The organism is Corallococcus macrosporus, from assembly GCF_017302985.1.
Taxonomy (GTDB): domain Bacteria; phylum Myxococcota; class Myxococcia; order Myxococcales; family Myxococcaceae; genus Corallococcus; species Corallococcus macrosporus_A.
Genome location: NZ_JAFIMU010000007.1, coordinates 2,137,699 through 2,153,827 on the forward strand (window position 1 = coordinate 2,137,699; position 16,129 = coordinate 2,153,827).

Sequence of the window (16,129 nt, forward strand, 5' to 3'; positions counted from 1 at the left end):
CAACCCCTACATCCCCGGGGTGATGACGATTTCACAGGGAGACAGACACCCCTCCCTGTTGTCAGACATCCCCCCGGCGGATTCACGGCAATGATTGCCCCTCGGTGCGCGGCACCGGTGGATTCCATGCATGGGGGGAGCGCATGAGCTGGAGCATCACCATTCCCGCGGTGACGTCGTTGGACAGCCTGCTGGGTGACAAGACCCTGGCCCAGGCCCTGGCCCAGGCGGACTGCGGACTGGACAAGCAGGTCCCCCTCCCCGGCGGCTCGCTGTCCCTGGCCGCGGCCCTCAAGGTGCCCATCGAGCTCTTCAACGACCTGGAGGACAAGGACGCCGGAGGTGTCATCGGCAAGGCCTCCGCCGCCGTCAACAGCCTGGAGCTGGACCCGCTCTTCGCCCCCGACGACACCGCGTGCTGGCTGAAATACGCGGCCGAGTTCAACGCCCAGGCGAGCGGCTCGGGCACCTTCCCCTTCGTCAAGCTGAGCGGCGGCGGCTCCATCAACGTGCTGGTGACGGACTACCGGCAGCACCCGCCGACCCGGAGCCTGAAGGACGCGCTCGGCGCGGACGCGAAGACCCTGCGGCTCCCCTTCGTCCTGGAGGACGTGCGGAAGCTCACGCCCGGAGACGCCCTCTCCTTCCAGGCGCGCATCGCCCTCAACGCGGGCGTCACCCTGTCCTGGCCCGCGGTCACCTCCACGGTCGCGTCGGTGCTCGCGCTGGAGGTCGGCGGGAACGCCGCGCTGCAGATCAAGGCGTCCATGGATGCCTCCGTGGGCGCCGCCCTGCGCATCGAGGACGACCTGCGCCTCGTCTTCTCCCGGCCCCAGAAGGACGGCCCCTTCCGCGTCTCCGTCCGCAAGGCGACCACGCGGGACGCCACCCTGGGCGTCAAGGTGAGCGTGGAGCTGGAGGCGTCCTCGCCGCTGCTCGCCGCCATCCTGAGCGCCGGGGCGAACAGCGCGGACGCCCAGCGCGTCACTGAGCTCGTCCAGAAATTCGAGAGCGGGACGCTCGATGAGCCCGGGGTGCAGCTGGCCACCAGGCTGCTCGGCGCGCTCGGCTTCAAGCCGCAGCTGGACAACACGCTGGCCTCGGTCAAGGCCGTCTACGGCAAGCTGCGGACCGCGGTGCAGGACGGCCTGCGCGCGACGCTGAAGGCGGGCTTCGAGTACGAGTACGGCCGGTGCTCGGAGGACACGACGCTCATCGAGCTGGAGCTGCCCGCGGAGGCGATGGCGAAGGTCCACGACCCGCTCATCTCCGGCGACCTGCTGCGCATCCAGCGCGAGACGCAGGACGCGTGGATCCGCCGCTACTTCCACGTGCGGACCACGGAGAAGCACAACACCCTGGCGCTGTGGCTGGGGCCCCTGGCCAATGCCAGACACAACACCACGAAGAAGTACGTCGTGCAGCACGCGTCGCGGGACCACGTGCATGGCCCCCGCCGCTACGCGTTCCAGGGCGCCAGGGCCTACCAGCACAAGGGGTGGCTCGCGTCCGGCCCGGTCCTGCAAGGGTTTGATTTCAACGCGCAGATGAAGGACTTCTCGGACCGGCCCACCGCGGACGCCTTCGAGTACTCCTTCTTCGCCCAGTCGCAGTTCGAGGGCACCGTCCCGCTCGAGGACCTGGTGGACATCGCCAGCGTGTGGGGCGTCCTGCAGGGAGCGCCGCACGACAAGCTCCAGCAGCTCTACGCCTCGGCGCCCGGGGGAAGCCGCGTCAGCGTGCGCCTGGAGCTGCGCATCCCTCCCGGCGCCTTCCGGACGCTGCTGGAGAACATCGGCACGAAGGGCGACGTGGAAGCGCAGCTCTTCGCCAACGCCCTGGCCCGCGCGCTGCCGAAAGAGAACCTGGATGTGCGCAAGACGCCCGCCCTCCGCGAGCGCGTCTACGCCCCGCTCTGGAAGCAGTACCTGACGGACCGCGCGAAGGACTGGGACAAGCAGCGCATCCTGGGGAGCGTGGAGGACTGGCTCAAGCACCTGAGCCCTCCGGCGGCCATCGAGACGCGGAACTGGGAGAAGTCCACGCACGCCGGCGGAGGCCCGACGCCCCGGAGCTTCATGGGCGTGATGGAGAGCGCCTCCCGGTACGGCGGCGACCTGGGCGGCATGCCCTACGGGAACGTCTTCGTCGTGTGGAGCACCCTGACCCGCCAGCTCAAGGCGCTCCAGGCCGCCATCCACGGCAGGCAGGTCCTGCCGGAGGACCCCGCGGACTCGGTCATCACGGATGCGTTCGACGCGCTGGAGGACGCGGGCTCCAACGCGTTCCGGCTCACCGCCACCGTCGCCTGGTTCGTGGAGCTCTCGAAGCTCTGGGGCTTCCGGACGGAGGTCCAGGCCGTGTGTGGCGTCAAGGTCGGCAAGCAGGACGAGCTGGTCCTGTCGTCCGTCTAGGCGCTACCAGCGCATCCGGTACGTCGCGGAGATGCCCTCGCGGGACTCCACCACGGTGGTGAGGTTCTTCACCCCCGTGGTGAGCGTCCCGAAGTGGCACAGGGCGCCGAAGAACTCCGGGTGGGTGCCGGCGTCGTTCACCTTCAGCCGGTAGTCCGAAGGCGCCAGCCGCTCCACGTCCACCTGGATGTAGTTGCTGCCCGACGCCATGTTGCGCGTCGTGCGCTCCAGCGTGCGCGCGGGGCCCACCAGCTTCAGCACGCCCTGCAGCGCGCGGCCCATGTTGGTGGAGAAGTACGCGGAGATGAACCGCTCGCCCAGGTGCCAGTGCGCGCGCGACGCGGGCAGCTCCGGGAAGAGCGTCTCCGAGCCCAGCGCCAGCATCTGGTACCACTGCGCCTTGGGATACGCGGGCTCCAGCTTCCGGTCCAGGTCCAGGCCCACGGCCTTCAACTTCGCTCGCAGTGGACCTTCCAGATGCCCTTGCAGCGCGACGATCAATCCTTCGACCGTGTGGCCGAACACGACCTCTTCCTGCGGACTCACGACGGGAGGCTCCTGCGACACGGCTCGGGGGGAAGCCGCGGATGCGCCCGCCATGGGTAAACGGGAGCGCGTCCGCGAACAACGGATCCGTACATCTCCGGGCGGTGTTTCTTCCACCAGCCGACGGATCAATTCCTGGAAGCCCCGCTACCAGCGCATCCGGTACGTCGAGGAAGTGTCTTCGCGCGCTTCCACCACGGTGATGAGCCCCTTCACGCCGGTGGTCAGCGTGCCGAAGTGGCACAGGGCGCCGATGAACTCCGGGTGCGCGCCGCCCTCGCTCACCTTCAACCGGTAGTCCGTGGGCGCCAGCCGCTCCACGTCCACCCGCAGGTAGTTGCTGCCGGAGGCCATGTTGCGCGCGGTGCGCTCCAGCGTGCGCGCCGGGCCCAGCATCTTGAGCACGCCTTGCAGCGCGCGGCCCAGGCGGGTGGAGAAGTAGGCGGTGACGAACCGCTGCCCCAACTGCCAGTGCGCCTGCGAGGGAGACAGGTAGGGAAAGAGCTCCGCCGCGCCCAGCAGCAGCAGCTGGTGCCACTGCTCCTTGGTGTAGGCGGGCGCCAGCTTCGCGTCCAGGTCCAGCCCCACGGCCTTGAACCGCTCGCGGAGCGGGCCCTCCAGGTGCCCTTCCAGGACGGAGAGCAGGCCTTCGACGGTGTGGCCGAACACGACCTTTTCCGGGGGACGCACGATGGGAAGCCCCTCTCCACGGCGCGGGGATGCGTCCTCCATCGCTAAACGTGATTGGACCCGGGAACAACCCACCCCTCCCTTCGTGCAGCGGGATTTCCACCAGCGGACGAAGCAACTTCATGAACCCCGTGGACGGCGCCATCCATGGCTTCATCCCGCGCATGTTGCTCAAGGCGTGTCTCAACGGAGCCCGCGCGGCGGCGGATCATCCCCGGCTGCCCGTCACCCCGGAAGCGCTCGCGCGCGACGCCGCCGCCTGCCACGCCGCGGGTGCGGGCGCGTTCCACGTGCACCCGCGCGCCGCGCACGGCGGTGAGTCCCTGGACGCGGCGGACATCGGCGTGACGGTGTCCGCCTTGCGCCACGCCTGTCCGGGGGGGCCGGTGGGCGTCAGCACCGGCGCGTGGATCCTCCCGGACGTGACGGCCCGCCACGCGCGCGTCGCCAGCTGGAAGGCGCTGTCCGCCAACACGCGGCCCGACTTCGCCTCCGTCAACCTGTCCGAGCCCGGCTGGGAGTCCATCGCGGACGCGCTGCTCGACGCGGGCATCGGCGTGGAGGCGGGCGTGTGGTTCCCGGAGGACGTCCCCCGGCTCGTGGCGTGGCCGCGCGCGGGGCGGTGCCTGCGCATCCTCGTGGAGACGCAGTCCTCCCAGCCGCAGGCCGCGTGCCGGGAGGCCCAGGTGCTGGTGGACCTGCTGCGCGCCACGGGCCTTCAGCGGCCCCTGCTCGTGCACGGCTCCGAGGGCGGCGCGTGGCCCGTGCTCGATTGGGCCCTGCGCCACGGCTTCGATGCGCGCATTGGACTGGAGGACACGCTCACGCTCCCAGACGGCCGGCCCGCGGAGGACAAAGCCGCGCTGGTGCGCGGGGCCCCCAGGCCGCGCGCGGGGGCTGATCATCTCCCGAGCCCCATCGCAGGGTGATTCCTATGATGGAAGCACCATGCACGTGCCATCAGGAGCAGTCGGATCCCCTCCAACATCGTGGGCGCTCATCCTCGGGGCGTCCTCCGGCTCGGGCGCGGCCATCGCGGAGGCCGTCGCTCGCAGGCCGGGCCTGAACGTCTTCGGCGTGCACCGGGGGCGCTACGCGGACACCGCGCGGGAGCTGGAGTCCCGCGTGCGTGCCCTGGGCCGGGACGTGCACCTGCGGCAGGCGGATGCCTCCACGCCCGAAGCCGCCGAGGCCGGCGCGGACGAGCTGCTCCAGCGCGCGGGCCCTCGCAGCGTGAAGCTGTTCGTGCACGCCATCGCCGGCGCGTCCGCGGGCCACTTCCTCTCCGAGGGTCCGGATCAGCTGCACCCGCGCCGCATCCAGCGCACGTTCGACTGCATGGCGCACTCGTTCGTGTACTGGGCGCAGGCGCTGGTGAAGCGCGACCTGCTGGCCCCGGACGCGCGCCTGCTGGGCCTCCAGAACCCGCTGGACCAGACGCACCTGAACAACACCGGCCTCATCAGCGCAGCCAAGGCCGCGCTGGAGATGTACGTGCGCCACCTGGCCCTGGAGCTGGGGCCCAGGGGCCACCGCGTGAACCTGCTCAAGTTCGGCACCGTGATGACGCCCGCGCTGCGCCACGTCTACTCGCCGGAGGCGCTGGCCCGCCTGGAGGCGCGCCACGCGGCCATGAACCCCGCGGGGCGCATGGGCACGCTGGAGGAGATGGCCCGCTTCGTCACCGTGCTCGTGGGCGACGACGCCGCGTGGTTCAACGGCGCCACCATCGACTTCACGGGCGGCATGACGCTGCGCCTGCTGGACCTGGTGCTCAACCCGTGACGGCCGCCGGAACGCGGAACGTGAGGCAGTAGTAGAACGGTGACACCTGTTCCTCGATGACACCTTCTGCGCCCTGGGGCAGCAGCGCGCGGGGGCTCCTCGCCTCGCGCGTGTAGAACGTGAGGGCGCGGAAGGCGGCGCGCTGGAAGAGCGACGGGCGCAGGCCCGAGTCCAGCTGCTCGTCCACCACCACCAGCGGCGTTCCGGGCATGGCCACGCGCGCCATCTCCCGCAGCGCCACCGCGGGCTGCCGGTAGCCGCCAATCCCTCCCACGTGGAAGACGCGGTCGAACGTCGCGTCGCGGAACGGGAGCGAGTGCGCGTCCGCCACCAGGAGCCGCGTGTCCTTCACGCCCCGGCCCTTGCGCAGGCGCTTCTCGCACTGGGCCAGCATGCCGGTGCTCAGGTCCAGGCCCCACACCTCCACGGGCAGGCCCGGCGGCAGCGAGCCCCGGATGCGCGGCAGGTTCGCGCCCGCGCCCACGCCCACCTCCAGCACGCGCACGGGCTGCCCGTCGTCGCGGGGCTTCAGCGCGCCCAGCTCCAGCCGGCGCATGTACCCATCGCGCATGCGCGACTCGGAGACGGACTGGAACAGCGGCGTGAGCACCGCCGTCAGCGGGTCGTGCAGCGCGGGCAGTCCATCGTAGATGTGGCGCATCAGGCGGTCCGTGCCCTGCACCCGGTCCTCGCGGTACAGCCGCGCGAGCCCGTCCGCCACCTCCCACGTCTCGCCGCAGCCGCCGCAGAGCAGCCGTCCCTCGTCCAGCCGGCCGTCCTCGCTCTGCCCGTGCCACACCAGCTGGCCCCGGCAGTCCGGGCACGCCAGCAACGTCACGTCCCGCTCCCACATCATCGCTTCGTCACCCTGCCGTCCCCTGTTCGGCCAGGGCCCGCGCCAGGTCCTCGCGCGCCCCCAGCCGGGTGAAGTCCTCCACCGCCCGCCGCAGCAGCCCCGCGCGCTCCGGGTCCTCCGGGGGCAGGTGCCGCGCCCACTCCAGCCGCGCGTGCGCCGCCTCGTAGGGCATGCCCCGCGTCTCCGACACGGCGATGCAGCGCTGCCACGCGCGCAGCGCCTTGGGGTGCTTGCCCGCGAGCCACGCCTCGCAGCCGCGCCACAGCCACGCGGCAGGCTCGCCGAAGGGGAACACCCGCGCGAAGTCCTCCACCGCCCGGAGCGCCGTCCGCGCGCTGTGCGTGAGCGCCTGCAGGCCCGGCCCGGGCGTCTCGCGCGCCCACAGCGTGAGCAGCACCTCCGCCACCGCCGTCGCCCCGAAGTAGACGAAGTGCGCCACCGGCTTGCCCGCCGACAGCCGCACCAGCGCCTTCTCCGCCGCCGCGCGAGCGCCCGCCGTGTCGCCCTCGCGCAGGCACAGCAGCGCGAGCGTGCCGTCCACGATGATGCGGTCGGTGGCGCCGCCGTGCGCCTCCGTCCACGCGAGCGCCGGCTCCAGCGCCGCGCGGGCGCGTGCGTGCTCGCCCAGCCGCAGCAGCATGTAGGCCCGGTAGTGCTGGGCCCAGTGCCGCGTCTGCTCCGAGCCCCGGCGCACCGCGGACGCCTCCAGCCAGTCCATCAGCGGCAGGCCCCGCGCGAACTGGCCCCGGTACATGGCGGACACGGTGAGCAGCGCGCGGCACTCCTCCGCCAGCCGCAGGTCCCCCAGCGAGTCCACGATGGCCGTCGCCCGCGCCAGCCAGGTCTCCACGTCCTGCCAGCGCGCCTGGTACACCGCGCACACCGCGTTGCGGTTGAGCACGTAGGCCAGGTCCACCGGGCGGCCCACGCGCTCCGCCACGTCCTGCGCCCGCTTTACCCACGCGTCCGCCACGCGGTGCACCGGCACCGTGCCCGCCACCACCGCCATCACCGTGTAGCCGCGCGCCAGCTCCGGCGTGGGCCCCGCGGGCTCGCACAGGTTGAGCATGCGCAGGCCGCTCCAGAGCACCGGCACCGCTTCCTGCGCGTAGATGAACGCGTCCGTCAGCCGCATGAGCAGCCGGCCCGCCACGCGCCGCGCCTCGCGACGCCGCGTGGAGTCATCCACGTACGCGTCCGGCCGGGCGCTCTGCGCGAGCCGCGACAGCACCTGCCCCAGCGTGCCCAGCACCCACGCCACGCGCGACGTGGGCACCCGCCAGCCGAAGTGCGCGAGCGCGGCCTCCGCGTGTCCCCGGAAGGCCTCCAGGTCACCCAACTGGAAGCGGGCCTCCGCCAGCAGCGCCTCCACGCGGCCCTGCTCCAGCGGCGTGGCCCGGGGCGCGACCGTCAGCGCCCGCGTGAGCAGCGGCAGCGCTTCCCGGCACGCGCCCACCGCCAGCGCCTCCTCGCCAGCGATCCGCGCGTGGTGCGCCTCGCGAGCGCGCTCCCCGGCCTGCCCCCAGTGATACGACAGCGCCGCCGCGTGGCCCGTGGGGTGCGCCGCCTCCAGCGCCTCCGCCACGCGCCGGTGGAGGGCGGGCCGCGCCGCCGGGGACAGGTCCTCCAGCAGCCGCTCCCGCAGCTTGTCGTGCGCGAAGCGCCAGCGGCCGTCGCCCACGTCCAGCACCGCCGCCGCCGCGCAGTCGGTGAGCCACGCCTCCACGTCCACGTCGGGCGCGGCGCGCTCCAGCACCGCCAGGTCCAGCTCCCGGCCCAGCAGCGCCGCCAGGTCCAGCAGCCCCCGCGCCTCCTTCGGCACCTTCTCCAGGCGGCGCTGCACCAGCGCGCGCATGCCGCCCGCCCACACGCGCTGGGGCAGCTCGACGGCACCCAGCCGGTCCAGACCTCCCGCGTCCTCCGCCAGCGCGCGCACCACCTCCACGAGGAGGAAGGGGTTGCCCTCGGACTCGCGGCGCAGCAGCTCCACCACGTCGGGCCGGCGGCCGATGGCGCCCAGCATGGACTCTCCCAGCTGGGCGATCTCCTCCGAGTTCAGCCGGTGCAGCCGCAGCATGCGGGCGCCGGACAGGCGCTCGGGGAGCTGCGGGGACTCGTCGTCGCGGAAGCTGGCCAGCAGGAGCAGCGGCAGCCCCGCCGCCCTCGCCGCGAGCTGCGCGAGCAGTTGGAGGGATTCCGCGTGCGCCTGGTGCAGGTCCTCCAGGATGACCACGGTGGGCTGCGCCAGCCGGGCGAAGAGGTCCTCCACCGTCTGGTGCAGGCGCAGCTGCGCCATGTCCGCGTCCAGCTCCGGGGCGGCGGGCACCTCGCGGCCCAGCAGCGACTCCAGGTCCGGCACCAGCGGCCGGAGCACGCGCGCCTCGCGGTCGGACAGCTCCGTGAGCATGGGCAGCCAGCGCAGCACCGCGCGCCACTCCTGGTACGGCACGCCGCCGGTGTCCACCGCCTGGCCGCGCAGCACCACCGCGCCGCGCACCAGCGCCAGCGAGCGCACCTCCTCCAGGAGGCGCGACTTGCCCACGCCGCTCTCCCCGCCGATGAGCCACGCGGCGCCCTGCCCCGCGAGCGCCGCGTCGAGCACGTCCGTCAGGTGCTCGCGCTCCTTCACGCGGCCCACGAAGCGCGCGGACTGGAGGAAGCTCTCGCGCGTGGCGGCGGACTCGGCGGGCCGGGGCTGACCCACGGCGGCGCACAGCGCGGCGATGACGGCCTCCGCGTCGCGCGGCCTGCGGTGGGCCTCCGGCGCCACCAGTTGCTCCAGCAGGGCCTTGAGCTCGGGCGGGAAGCCCGGCGTCGCGAACACCTGGCCCGCGTGCGGCAGCCGGCCGAAGAACATCTGGCACGCCATGGCGCCGAAGCCGAACAGGTCCGTCAGCTCCGAAGGGGGCTGGTCCTCGAAGAGCTCCGGGGCCAGGTAGCCCGGCGTGCCCGCGGGCTGCGCGCGACGGCCCTGCTGGTCTCGGCCCACGGCCAGGCCGAAGTCCAGCACCTTCACCTGGCCGCGCACCACCAGCACGTTCCCGGGCTTGAGGTCGCGGTGGATGATGCCGCGCCGGTGCAGGTACGCGAGCGCCTGGAGCGTCTGGATGAGCAGCCCCACCTGCGTCATCAGGGGCGCGTCCGAGCCCGCCTCCACCAGCGTGCGCGCGTCCTCCAGGAGGTCCATGGCCAGGTAGGGCCGGCCCTCCGCGTCGAACCCGTAGTCGAGCACGCGGATGACGTTCGGGTGGCGCAGCGACACCAGCGTCTGGAACTCATGGGCCAAGGACAGCGCCATGCCCTGCGTGGCGAAGGCGGAAGGGGTGCCCCGGCCCGGGCGCCGCGCCAGGTCCGCCACCGTGCGGTGCAGCCGCTTGAGCGCCACCAGACCGGACAGCCCGTCCTGCGCGCGCCACACGGTTCCCGCGCCCCCGCGCCCCAGCAGGTCGAGGACGCGGTAGCGGCGCCCCACGACCTCCGGATCCGTGCCCGGAGACGTGTCGGCGTCCGGAACGTCCGTCCGGAGGGAAGTCTGACAGGAAGGGGGGTGAGACATGAGGGGGAGCCGCCCTGCCCGTAAGGATATCCCCCCTTCTCGTGCGGGAGGGGATTGAATGTATCGGGGGGCAGGCGGAGCGGGAGGCGCTTCGGACCCTGGGGAGCAACCCGGCGGGCAGGGCCCGGCAGGGCTCCTTCCCTCTGGCGCGGTGAAACACCATTTCTGGAGACGGAGGAGGACACCGATGGCGGGCTACGACTTCGACTTGTTCACGTTGGGCGCGGGGTCGGGCGGAGTGGCGGCCAGCCGGCGCGCGGGGGCCTCCGGGGCGAAGGTGGCCATCTGCGAGGAGGGGCGCGTGGGCGGCACGTGCGTCCTGCGCGGGTGCGTGCCCAAGAAGCTGCTCGTGTACGCGGCGCACTACCGCTACGACTTCGAGGACGCGGCCGGCTACGGCTGGACGGCGGGCAGCCCCGCGCTGGACTGGAAGAAGCTCCAGGCGGTGAAGGCGAAGGAGCTGGACCGGCTGACGGGCATCTACGGGCGGCTGTTGCGCGACGCGGGCGTGACGCTGGTGGAGGGCCGGGGCCGGGTGGTGGACGCGCACACGGTGGAGGTCGCGGGCAAGCGCTACACGGCGGAGCGCATCCTGGTGGCCACGGGCGGGCGGCCCTACCTGCCGGAGGTGACGGGCATCGAGCACGCGCTCACGTCGGAGGAGGCGCTGGAGCTGCCCGCGCTACCGCGCCGGGTGGCGGTGGTGGGGGGCGGCTACATCGGCGTGGAGTTCGCGGGCATCTTCGCGGCGCTGGGCGTGAAGGTGACGATGTTGATCCGCGGCGACACGGTGCTGCGCGGCTTCGACAACGACATCCGCGCGGCGCTGACGCAGGAGATGCGCAAGAAGGGCATCGACATCCGCCCGGAGACGTTCGTCCAGGACATCGAGAAGCGCGAGGACGGCACGCTCAGCCTGATGACGCGCACGGGGGACACGCTGGAGGTGGACGCGGTGCTGTACTCCACCGGCCGCGTGCCCAACACGAAGGGGCTGGGGTTGGAGGAAGCGGGCGTGAAGCTGGACGCGCGCGGGGCGGTGGTGGTGGACGCGCAGTCGCGCTCGTCGGTGGAGAGCATCTACGCGGTGGGGGACGTGACGGATCGGCTGAACCTCACGCCGGTGGCCATCGCGGAAGGCCGGGCGATGGTGGAGACGCTGTACCGGAACAACCCGGTGACGATGGACCACACGAACGTGCCGTCCGCGGTGTTCAGCCAGCCGCCGGTGGGCACGGTGGGGCTCACGGAGCGCGAGGCCATGGAGCTGCACGGCAAGGTGGACGTCTACGTCTCCAGCTTCCGGCCCATGAAGCACACGCTGACGGGGAGGGATGAGCGGTCGATGATGAAGGTGGTGGTGGAGCGGGGCACGGAGCGCGTGCTGGGCTTCCACATGGTGGGCGCGGACGCACCGGAGATCATCCAGGGGCTCGCGGTGGCGCTGAAGTGCGGCGTGACGAAGAAGCAGCTCGACGCCACGGTGGGCATCCACCCCACGGCGGCGGAGGAGTTCGTGACGTTGAGGGACAAGCGGCCGGATCCGTCGGAGAGCGCCACGCTGCTGGAGCTGGGCCGCGAGGTCGTGGCCACGCCGCCGGGAGATCAGCGCAAGTAGTCAGGCCTCGTCGTCGGGGAGAAGCGTGCGGAGCAGCTCGTCGTCGGGACCGAGCGGGCGCCAGCCGGGGGGCGGCGGATGGGCGAGGAGTGCGTCGCTGGCCTGGCTGACCCGTTGCTCATGGGTGAAGGGAGTGAAACCGGACCAGGATCCGAGGACCAGGGCGACCTCCATGCGGGACTCATCATCCAGCACGGGCGGCCAGCCGTTGGGCAGCCCCTCGGACAGCTCACGGACGAACTGACTGCGCACCAGCCGGGTGAGCCGGTGGGATTTTTCGGCCTCCTCGACCAGCCCCTGGAACACCTGCACTCCCGCGATGTCCCCCTTGCCCAGCGCGTTAGCCAGCTCGACCAACGTCGCCGTGGGACGTGCCTCCGCGAAGGCGGTCAGGGAGTCGTAACCCAACTCGCGGACCCGCTCATACATCCGCGCCGGCCAATTGCCACGCCAGGGATGATCTTCGTTCATCGCCCACTCCAGGGTGTGAAATTCGCGGGGACGCTATAGCGCTCCATCTCCCTTGCGACGAGCTTCAGGATCGCATTCCTCGTCAACCTCCGACCTGCCGCCGTCTCGGCATCGCGCAACGAGCGCATGATCATCCGATTCCATTCGTCAGGCCACATGCGTCCCAGGCGCCAGTCGCCTCCCCCGTGAATTGCCTCATGGTGGGCCTGTTCCAGCCGGACACAGAACTGGTCGATGTCCATGTCTCCCTTGAAGCCGCGCTGCTCGAACCACTCGCGGTGCTCTCGCGGCAGGACGTGATGCTTGGGCGCATCGGACATGCCTGCTCCAGCCTTGCCGGTGACGTGCATGGCTCGAACCTCGGGACTGTCTCCCAGCGCATCACGTACGCCTTTGGGGAGGTCCCGAGGTCCTTGTGCCATCATGACCTGTCCGCCCTGAATGAGGACCGCCGCGCTGGCGGCAGGGACGGAGATGACGCCCGCCTGCACGAGCCTGCGCATCATCTCCACCCACTCGGCGGAAACCACCATCCGCGAGCCCACCACGACTCCACCCGAGCTCATCACGAGGCCCGCGCCAAGCGTCGCGGGAGCAGCGGGCGGCACCCGCGGCAGCGACATCTTCATCGTGGAGATCATCGTCACCATCTCCACCGCCCGCATCGCCGCGATGATCTGCCCGCCGAGCTTCATGGTTGCCCGGGTCTCCTGGTGGAGTGTGTCGAACTCACGGGTCAGCTTCCCCATCAGCTCGGGCATCGTGGTCGCCGCCGCCTCCACCCGCTCCGGGTCCAGGGATGCGAGCTCCGTCAGCGTGGGCTCCATCAACCCCTGCACACGCCGAAGGTCGACGAAGAGCTTCTCGACGCTGCACATCGGGCAGTAGCGGATCACGGCGTCCGCGAGGTGCAGGAAGTCCACCCAGGTGGCCAGCAGCAGCGTCCCGAATTGAGCCGCCTGAAGCTTCGGCCCGGTCATGCGCAGGAGCCCCAGCTCCATGCCCGTGTCGCTGACTTCCGAAGCCGCTCCTGCCAGCGCAGTGGCACTCCCGAGCGAACCACGAAGCCACGTCACCTGCGTGGAGCCATGGTCCAGGTAGCGCGTGAACACGCCATTGAGGCCCCATCCTCCGAGCGTCGGAGGACGGGCCGCCAGCTTGGAGAACGCGGCCTCGACGCCGCCCAGCGAGCCCTTCACGTCCGCGATGCCCGCGAGCACTGCCTCACGCGTTGGTGAGGCATCGCTTTCCCGCGTGCCCTGCCGGCGCAGCCGCTGCTCCGGCCCGGAGAAGGCGGGCGTCCCCATGGGCGTGTAGCCCAGGGTCCTCGGATGCGGCGCGGAGGCACATCCCGTGGCCAGCACCATCAAGACCAGCACAACCGTCCCACTTCGCACCATCACGAGCCCCCTGCCGTCCCACTGTTCAATCCGTCTCCCCCAGCTCGAAGGCGGACGTGCCGGTGTGGTGCTTGCGCTTCGTGAGCTGGTGCTCCTCACGCAGCTGGTTCTCGTAGAAGGGCAGGTGCTCCGCGGTGCGCTGCTTGCGCAGCGCGCGGATGGTCTCGTGCTCCGTGGTGTTGCTGTAGCCGTGCTTCGTGTGCTCGCGCGCGTAGGCCTGGGGCTCCAGCACCATCCGCGTCGGGTAGCGGTTCTGCAGGACGTGGATGAGCTCGTGCCCGTACACGATGAACGCCGGCGCGGGGATGGGGTGCTGCTCTCGGGAGTAGTTGCGCTGCGTGCTGTCACGCAGCCCGGAGCGCAGGCTGAGCCTGGAGCCTCGGCCGGAGGCCTTGCCCGCGAGCCCCGGCGCCGGTTCGCTCAACAGGTAGTCCTCGCCGTGGCCGTCCTCGTCGTACCAGCTGAGCTCCACCTCCAGCTCCCCGATGCGCTTCCCCACGGCATCGCGCCGCGTGCCCAGCTCCGCGTAGGGCTTCGACGACGTCTCCAGACGCTTGCGCAGCTCGCCCCAGGACTCGCTGCCCTGCCGCGCGGACTCCTCCATGCGCGTCAGCTCCTCGCTCATCCCTTCGTACTCGTCCTTGAGGCGCTGAAATTCCTCCGACGTCGCCGTCAGGCGCTGCTTGTTCACCACCACCTTCTGCCGGAAGTTGGCGGACGGCGTGAACGCCTGGGTCAGCACCAGCGTCACCGGCCACTGCGGATCCTCGCGCGTCTCGCGGAGGATCCACCGCATCAGCTCGCGGCCATGCGGACGCGACAGCAGCCGGGCGTGGATGGCGCGCACCTCGCGAAGGCCGCGCGCGTACTGCGCGCCGGTGGGCAGCTTCACCGCGCCCGTGCCCTTCCGCAGCGCGTCCCAGTCCGCGTCCAGCTGCTGCCGGGCCGCGCTCCCCAGCGTCGCGCGGTCCGGCGTGTAGAGCAGCAGGTTCTTCGTGTGGACGTAGTCCACCAGCTCGATGTGCTTCTCCTGGATCTCCACCGCCAGCCGCATCAACAGCAGGCGCGAGGCCTTGGAGCCCGCCAGCCGCTCGCGCTCCAGGTCGAACAGCCGGTACAGCAGGTGCTCCGCCGTATCGAGCGCCTTGAGCCGCGCGTCCACCCACGCCTGCTTGCCGGTGAAGTAGTACGTGGCCTTGCCGCCCCAGCCACTCCAGTCCGCATGGAACGCATCGAGCGCGGCGCAGAACGGCCGGATGAACTCATCCAGCCGCGACACGATGGGCAGCAGCCCCCGGGGCTCCAGGCCCAGGTCCGTCTTGAAGTCCGCCGACGTACTCAACGCCATGTCCGCTCCCGGTGTCCCAGCGGAGCGCGACGCTAGCACGCACCTTTCACCCACTTCGCCGCCGGATGCGCACACTCACTCCGTGGACGGAGAACACTCGCCTCATCCCAACGGATGACATGCCTTCCACGGGTGCCTACCCCTGATGCTCAGGAGGCGCGGGAACGGACGTGGGCAAGGGCGGACGATGGTGGGGGGGAATCATGGGGGCGTTGTTGCTCGCGGGATGTCCGTCCGCGTGCAACACGAAGGAATCGTCTCGCCCATTCCAGCTCACGGGGCAGGTGGGGTCGCGTGGGGCGGGCTTCGCGGCGGCGCTGTACCAGACGACGGGCGTGCGGATGGAACCGCGCAACCGCATCCGGTGGGCGAACAACGGCGCCGTCTTCGACGTGATGGTGGAAGAAATCGGCCGGGCCCGCGCCTCCATCAACCTGGTCATGTTCATCTGGCGGCCGGGCCGTGCGTCCGACCGGATGATTGAAGCACTCGCCGAGCGCACCAAGGCCGGCGTGCACTGCCGCATCCTGGTGGACCCGCTGGGCAGCGGCCCGTTCGAGAAGGAGGTGAAGCCCAGGCTGGAGTCCATCGGCTGCGAGGCGCACCTGTTCCGCCCGCTGCCGGCGGACGAGAACCTGGCGCGCAACCACCGCAAGATCGTCGTGGTGGACGGCAAGGTGGCCATCACCGGCGGGCTCGCCATCCAGGACGAGTGGCTGGGCGAGGCGCGCAACGAGAAGGAGTGGCGCGACACCAACGTGCGGGTGCAGGGCCCGGTGGTGGCGCAGCTCCAGCAGGCGTTCGCGGAGAACTGGCAGGAGACGACGGGCGAGCTCCTGCCCACGACGGACTTCCCCACGCTGTCGGTGGCGCAGCCCGGCCTGGACGCCGCGGGTGAAGGCTGGGCGGCCTTCGTCAGCAGCACGGCGAACCCGGAGGTGACGCGCGCCGAGCGATTGACGCAGCTCATGGTGAAGGCGGCGAAGAAGCGGCTGTGGATTTCGCAGGCGTACTTCACGCCCAACGACGCGCTGACGGCGCTGCTGGTGGAGAAGGCGCGCGCGGGCGTGGACGTGCGGGTGCTGGCGCCGGGGGACAAGAACGACCAGAAGGCCATCACGGTGCTCCAGCGCCAGACCTACGACACGCTGCGGGCAGCGGGCGTGCGGCTCTGGGAGTACCAGCCGTCGATGATGCACGCGAAGACGATGCTGGTGGATGACCGGCTGGTGCTGGTGGGGTCCATCAACTACGACGCGCTGTCGTTCAACCTGCTGGAGGAGGGCTCGCTGGTGCTGGAGGACCTGGAGGCGGCGCGCCAGTTGGAGGCCATCTTCCTGGAGGACCTGACGCACGCAAGAGAGGTCCAGGCCGAGCAGGCCCAGCGCTGAGCCACGGCTGTCCGGTTTCACGCGCGGCCCCGGGAAACAGTGGGCAAGGGGTGG

The 16,129-nt window shown here is 71.4% G+C and carries 12 protein-coding genes; 5 read left to right on the forward strand and 7 right to left on the reverse strand.

The genetic code is table 11. From position 1 onward, the window contains the following. The first annotated feature begins 143 nt into the window (after positions 1 to 143). A complete protein-coding gene (locus tag JYK02_RS21135) occupies positions 144 to 2,414 on the forward strand; it encodes a hypothetical protein (RefSeq protein ID WP_207053523.1) in 2,271 nt (756 codons plus the stop codon). A 3-nt stretch (positions 2,415 to 2,417) separates the two neighbouring features. Here the strand turns inward: JYK02_RS21135 and JYK02_RS21140 are convergent, their stop codons facing one another. Further along, a complete protein-coding gene (locus JYK02_RS21140) occupies positions 2,418 to 2,960 on the reverse strand; it encodes a DUF2378 family protein (RefSeq protein WP_347402542.1) in 543 nt (180 codons plus the stop codon). 147 nt (positions 2,961 to 3,107) lie between these two features. Then, positions 3,108 to 3,650, reverse strand: coding sequence for a DUF2378 family protein (locus JYK02_RS21145; RefSeq protein WP_207053525.1), 543 nt, complete (start codon positions 3,648 to 3,650; stop codon positions 3,108 to 3,110). 122 nt (positions 3,651 to 3,772) lie between these two features. On the opposite strand from JYK02_RS21145, the gene JYK02_RS21150 reads away from it, so the two are divergent. Continuing rightward, positions 3,773 to 4,579 (forward strand): 3-keto-5-aminohexanoate cleavage protein, encoded by an 807-nt coding sequence (locus tag JYK02_RS21150; protein WP_207053528.1) that lies wholly within the window; start codon positions 3,773 to 3,775, stop codon positions 4,577 to 4,579. Positions 4,580 to 4,598: 19 nt separating this feature from the next. Further along, the gene (locus JYK02_RS21155; RefSeq protein ID WP_207053529.1) at positions 4,599 to 5,435 is read left to right on the forward strand and encodes an SDR family NAD(P)-dependent oxidoreductase; all 837 of its coding nucleotides are present in this window, start codon (positions 4,599 to 4,601) and stop codon (positions 5,433 to 5,435) included. On the opposite strand, the gene JYK02_RS21160 is transcribed toward JYK02_RS21155, so the two are convergent. Together JYK02_RS21160 and JYK02_RS40480 are read right to left on the reverse strand one after the other, a co-directional pair. Continuing rightward, positions 5,425 to 6,291, reverse strand: coding sequence for a methyltransferase domain-containing protein (locus JYK02_RS21160; RefSeq protein WP_207053531.1), 867 nt, complete (start codon positions 6,289 to 6,291; stop codon positions 5,425 to 5,427). The two genes, JYK02_RS21155 and JYK02_RS21160, sit on opposite strands and share 11 nt — an antisense overlap. Before the next feature lie 7 nt (positions 6,292 to 6,298). Next, positions 6,299 to 9,847, reverse strand: a complete 3,549-nt coding sequence (locus tag JYK02_RS40480) for a serine/threonine-protein kinase (protein ID WP_207053532.1) — start codon at positions 9,845 to 9,847, stop codon at positions 6,299 to 6,301. A gap of 187 nt (positions 9,848 to 10,034) precedes the next feature. On the opposite strand from JYK02_RS40480, the gene gor reads away from it, so the two are divergent. Next, on the forward strand, positions 10,035 to 11,465 hold the full coding sequence (gor, locus tag JYK02_RS21170; protein ID WP_207053533.1) for a glutathione-disulfide reductase: 1,431 nt from the start codon (positions 10,035 to 10,037) through the stop codon (positions 11,463 to 11,465). Here the strand turns inward: gor and JYK02_RS21175 are convergent, their stop codons facing one another. The 3 genes from JYK02_RS21175 to JYK02_RS21185 are packed head-to-tail and all read right to left on the reverse strand — an operon-like array spanning position 11,466 to position 14,684. Beyond that, complete coding sequence (locus tag JYK02_RS21175) at positions 11,466 to 11,936, reverse strand: NUDIX hydrolase (protein WP_207053534.1); 471 nt, start codon at positions 11,934 to 11,936, stop codon at positions 11,466 to 11,468. Then, complete coding sequence (locus JYK02_RS21180) at positions 11,933 to 13,303, reverse strand: DUF2380 domain-containing protein (protein WP_242589119.1); 1,371 nt, start codon at positions 13,301 to 13,303, stop codon at positions 11,933 to 11,935. The genes JYK02_RS21175 and JYK02_RS21180 overlap by 4 nt, the downstream gene beginning before the upstream one ends. A 58-nt stretch (positions 13,304 to 13,361) precedes the next feature. After that, the gene (locus tag JYK02_RS21185; RefSeq protein WP_207053535.1) at positions 13,362 to 14,684 is read right to left on the reverse strand and encodes a hypothetical protein; all 1,323 of its coding nucleotides are present in this window, start codon (positions 14,682 to 14,684) and stop codon (positions 13,362 to 13,364) included. A 203-nt stretch (positions 14,685 to 14,887) separates the two neighbouring features. Here JYK02_RS21185 and JYK02_RS21190 point away from each other — a divergent pair, with 203 nt between their 5' ends. Beyond that, positions 14,888 to 16,075 (forward strand): phospholipase D-like domain-containing protein, encoded by a 1,188-nt coding sequence (locus JYK02_RS21190; RefSeq protein ID WP_207053536.1) that lies wholly within the window; start codon positions 14,888 to 14,890, stop codon positions 16,073 to 16,075. The last annotated feature ends 54 nt before the right edge of the window (positions 16,076 to 16,129 follow it).

What these genes read in the sequence shown, in the direction of transcription:
- JYK02_RS21155 (WP_207053529.1), top strand. Translation starts at nt 4,599, where the DNA reads ATGCACGTGCCATCAGGAGCAGTCGGATCCCCTCCAACATCGTGGGCG.
- JYK02_RS21180 (WP_242589119.1), bottom strand. Translation starts at nt 13,303, where the DNA reads ATGGTGCTGGCCACGGGATGTGCCTCCGCGCCGCATCCGAGGACCCTG.
- JYK02_RS21150 (WP_207053528.1), top strand. Translation starts at nt 3,773, where the DNA reads ATGAACCCCGTGGACGGCGCCATCCATGGCTTCATCCCGCGCATGTTG.
- JYK02_RS21135 (WP_207053523.1), top strand. Translation starts at nt 144, where the DNA reads ATGAGCTGGAGCATCACCATTCCCGCGGTGACGTCGTTGGACAGCCTG.
- JYK02_RS21185 (WP_207053535.1), bottom strand. Translation starts at nt 14,684, where the DNA reads ATGGCGTTGAGTACGTCGGCGGACTTCAAGACGGACCTGGGCCTGGAG.
- JYK02_RS21160 (WP_207053531.1), bottom strand. Translation starts at nt 6,291, where the DNA reads ATGATGTGGGAGCGGGACGTGACGTTGCTGGCGTGCCCGGACTGCCGG.
- JYK02_RS40480 (WP_207053532.1), bottom strand. Translation starts at nt 9,847, where the DNA reads ATGTCTCACCCCCCTTCCTGTCAGACTTCCCTCCGGACGGACGTTCCG.
- JYK02_RS21175 (WP_207053534.1), bottom strand. Translation starts at nt 11,936, where the DNA reads ATGAACGAAGATCATCCCTGGCGTGGCAATTGGCCGGCGCGGATGTAT.
- JYK02_RS21190 (WP_207053536.1), top strand. Translation starts at nt 14,888, where the DNA reads ATGGGGGCGTTGTTGCTCGCGGGATGTCCGTCCGCGTGCAACACGAAG.
- gor (WP_207053533.1), top strand. Translation starts at nt 10,035, where the DNA reads ATGGCGGGCTACGACTTCGACTTGTTCACGTTGGGCGCGGGGTCGGGC.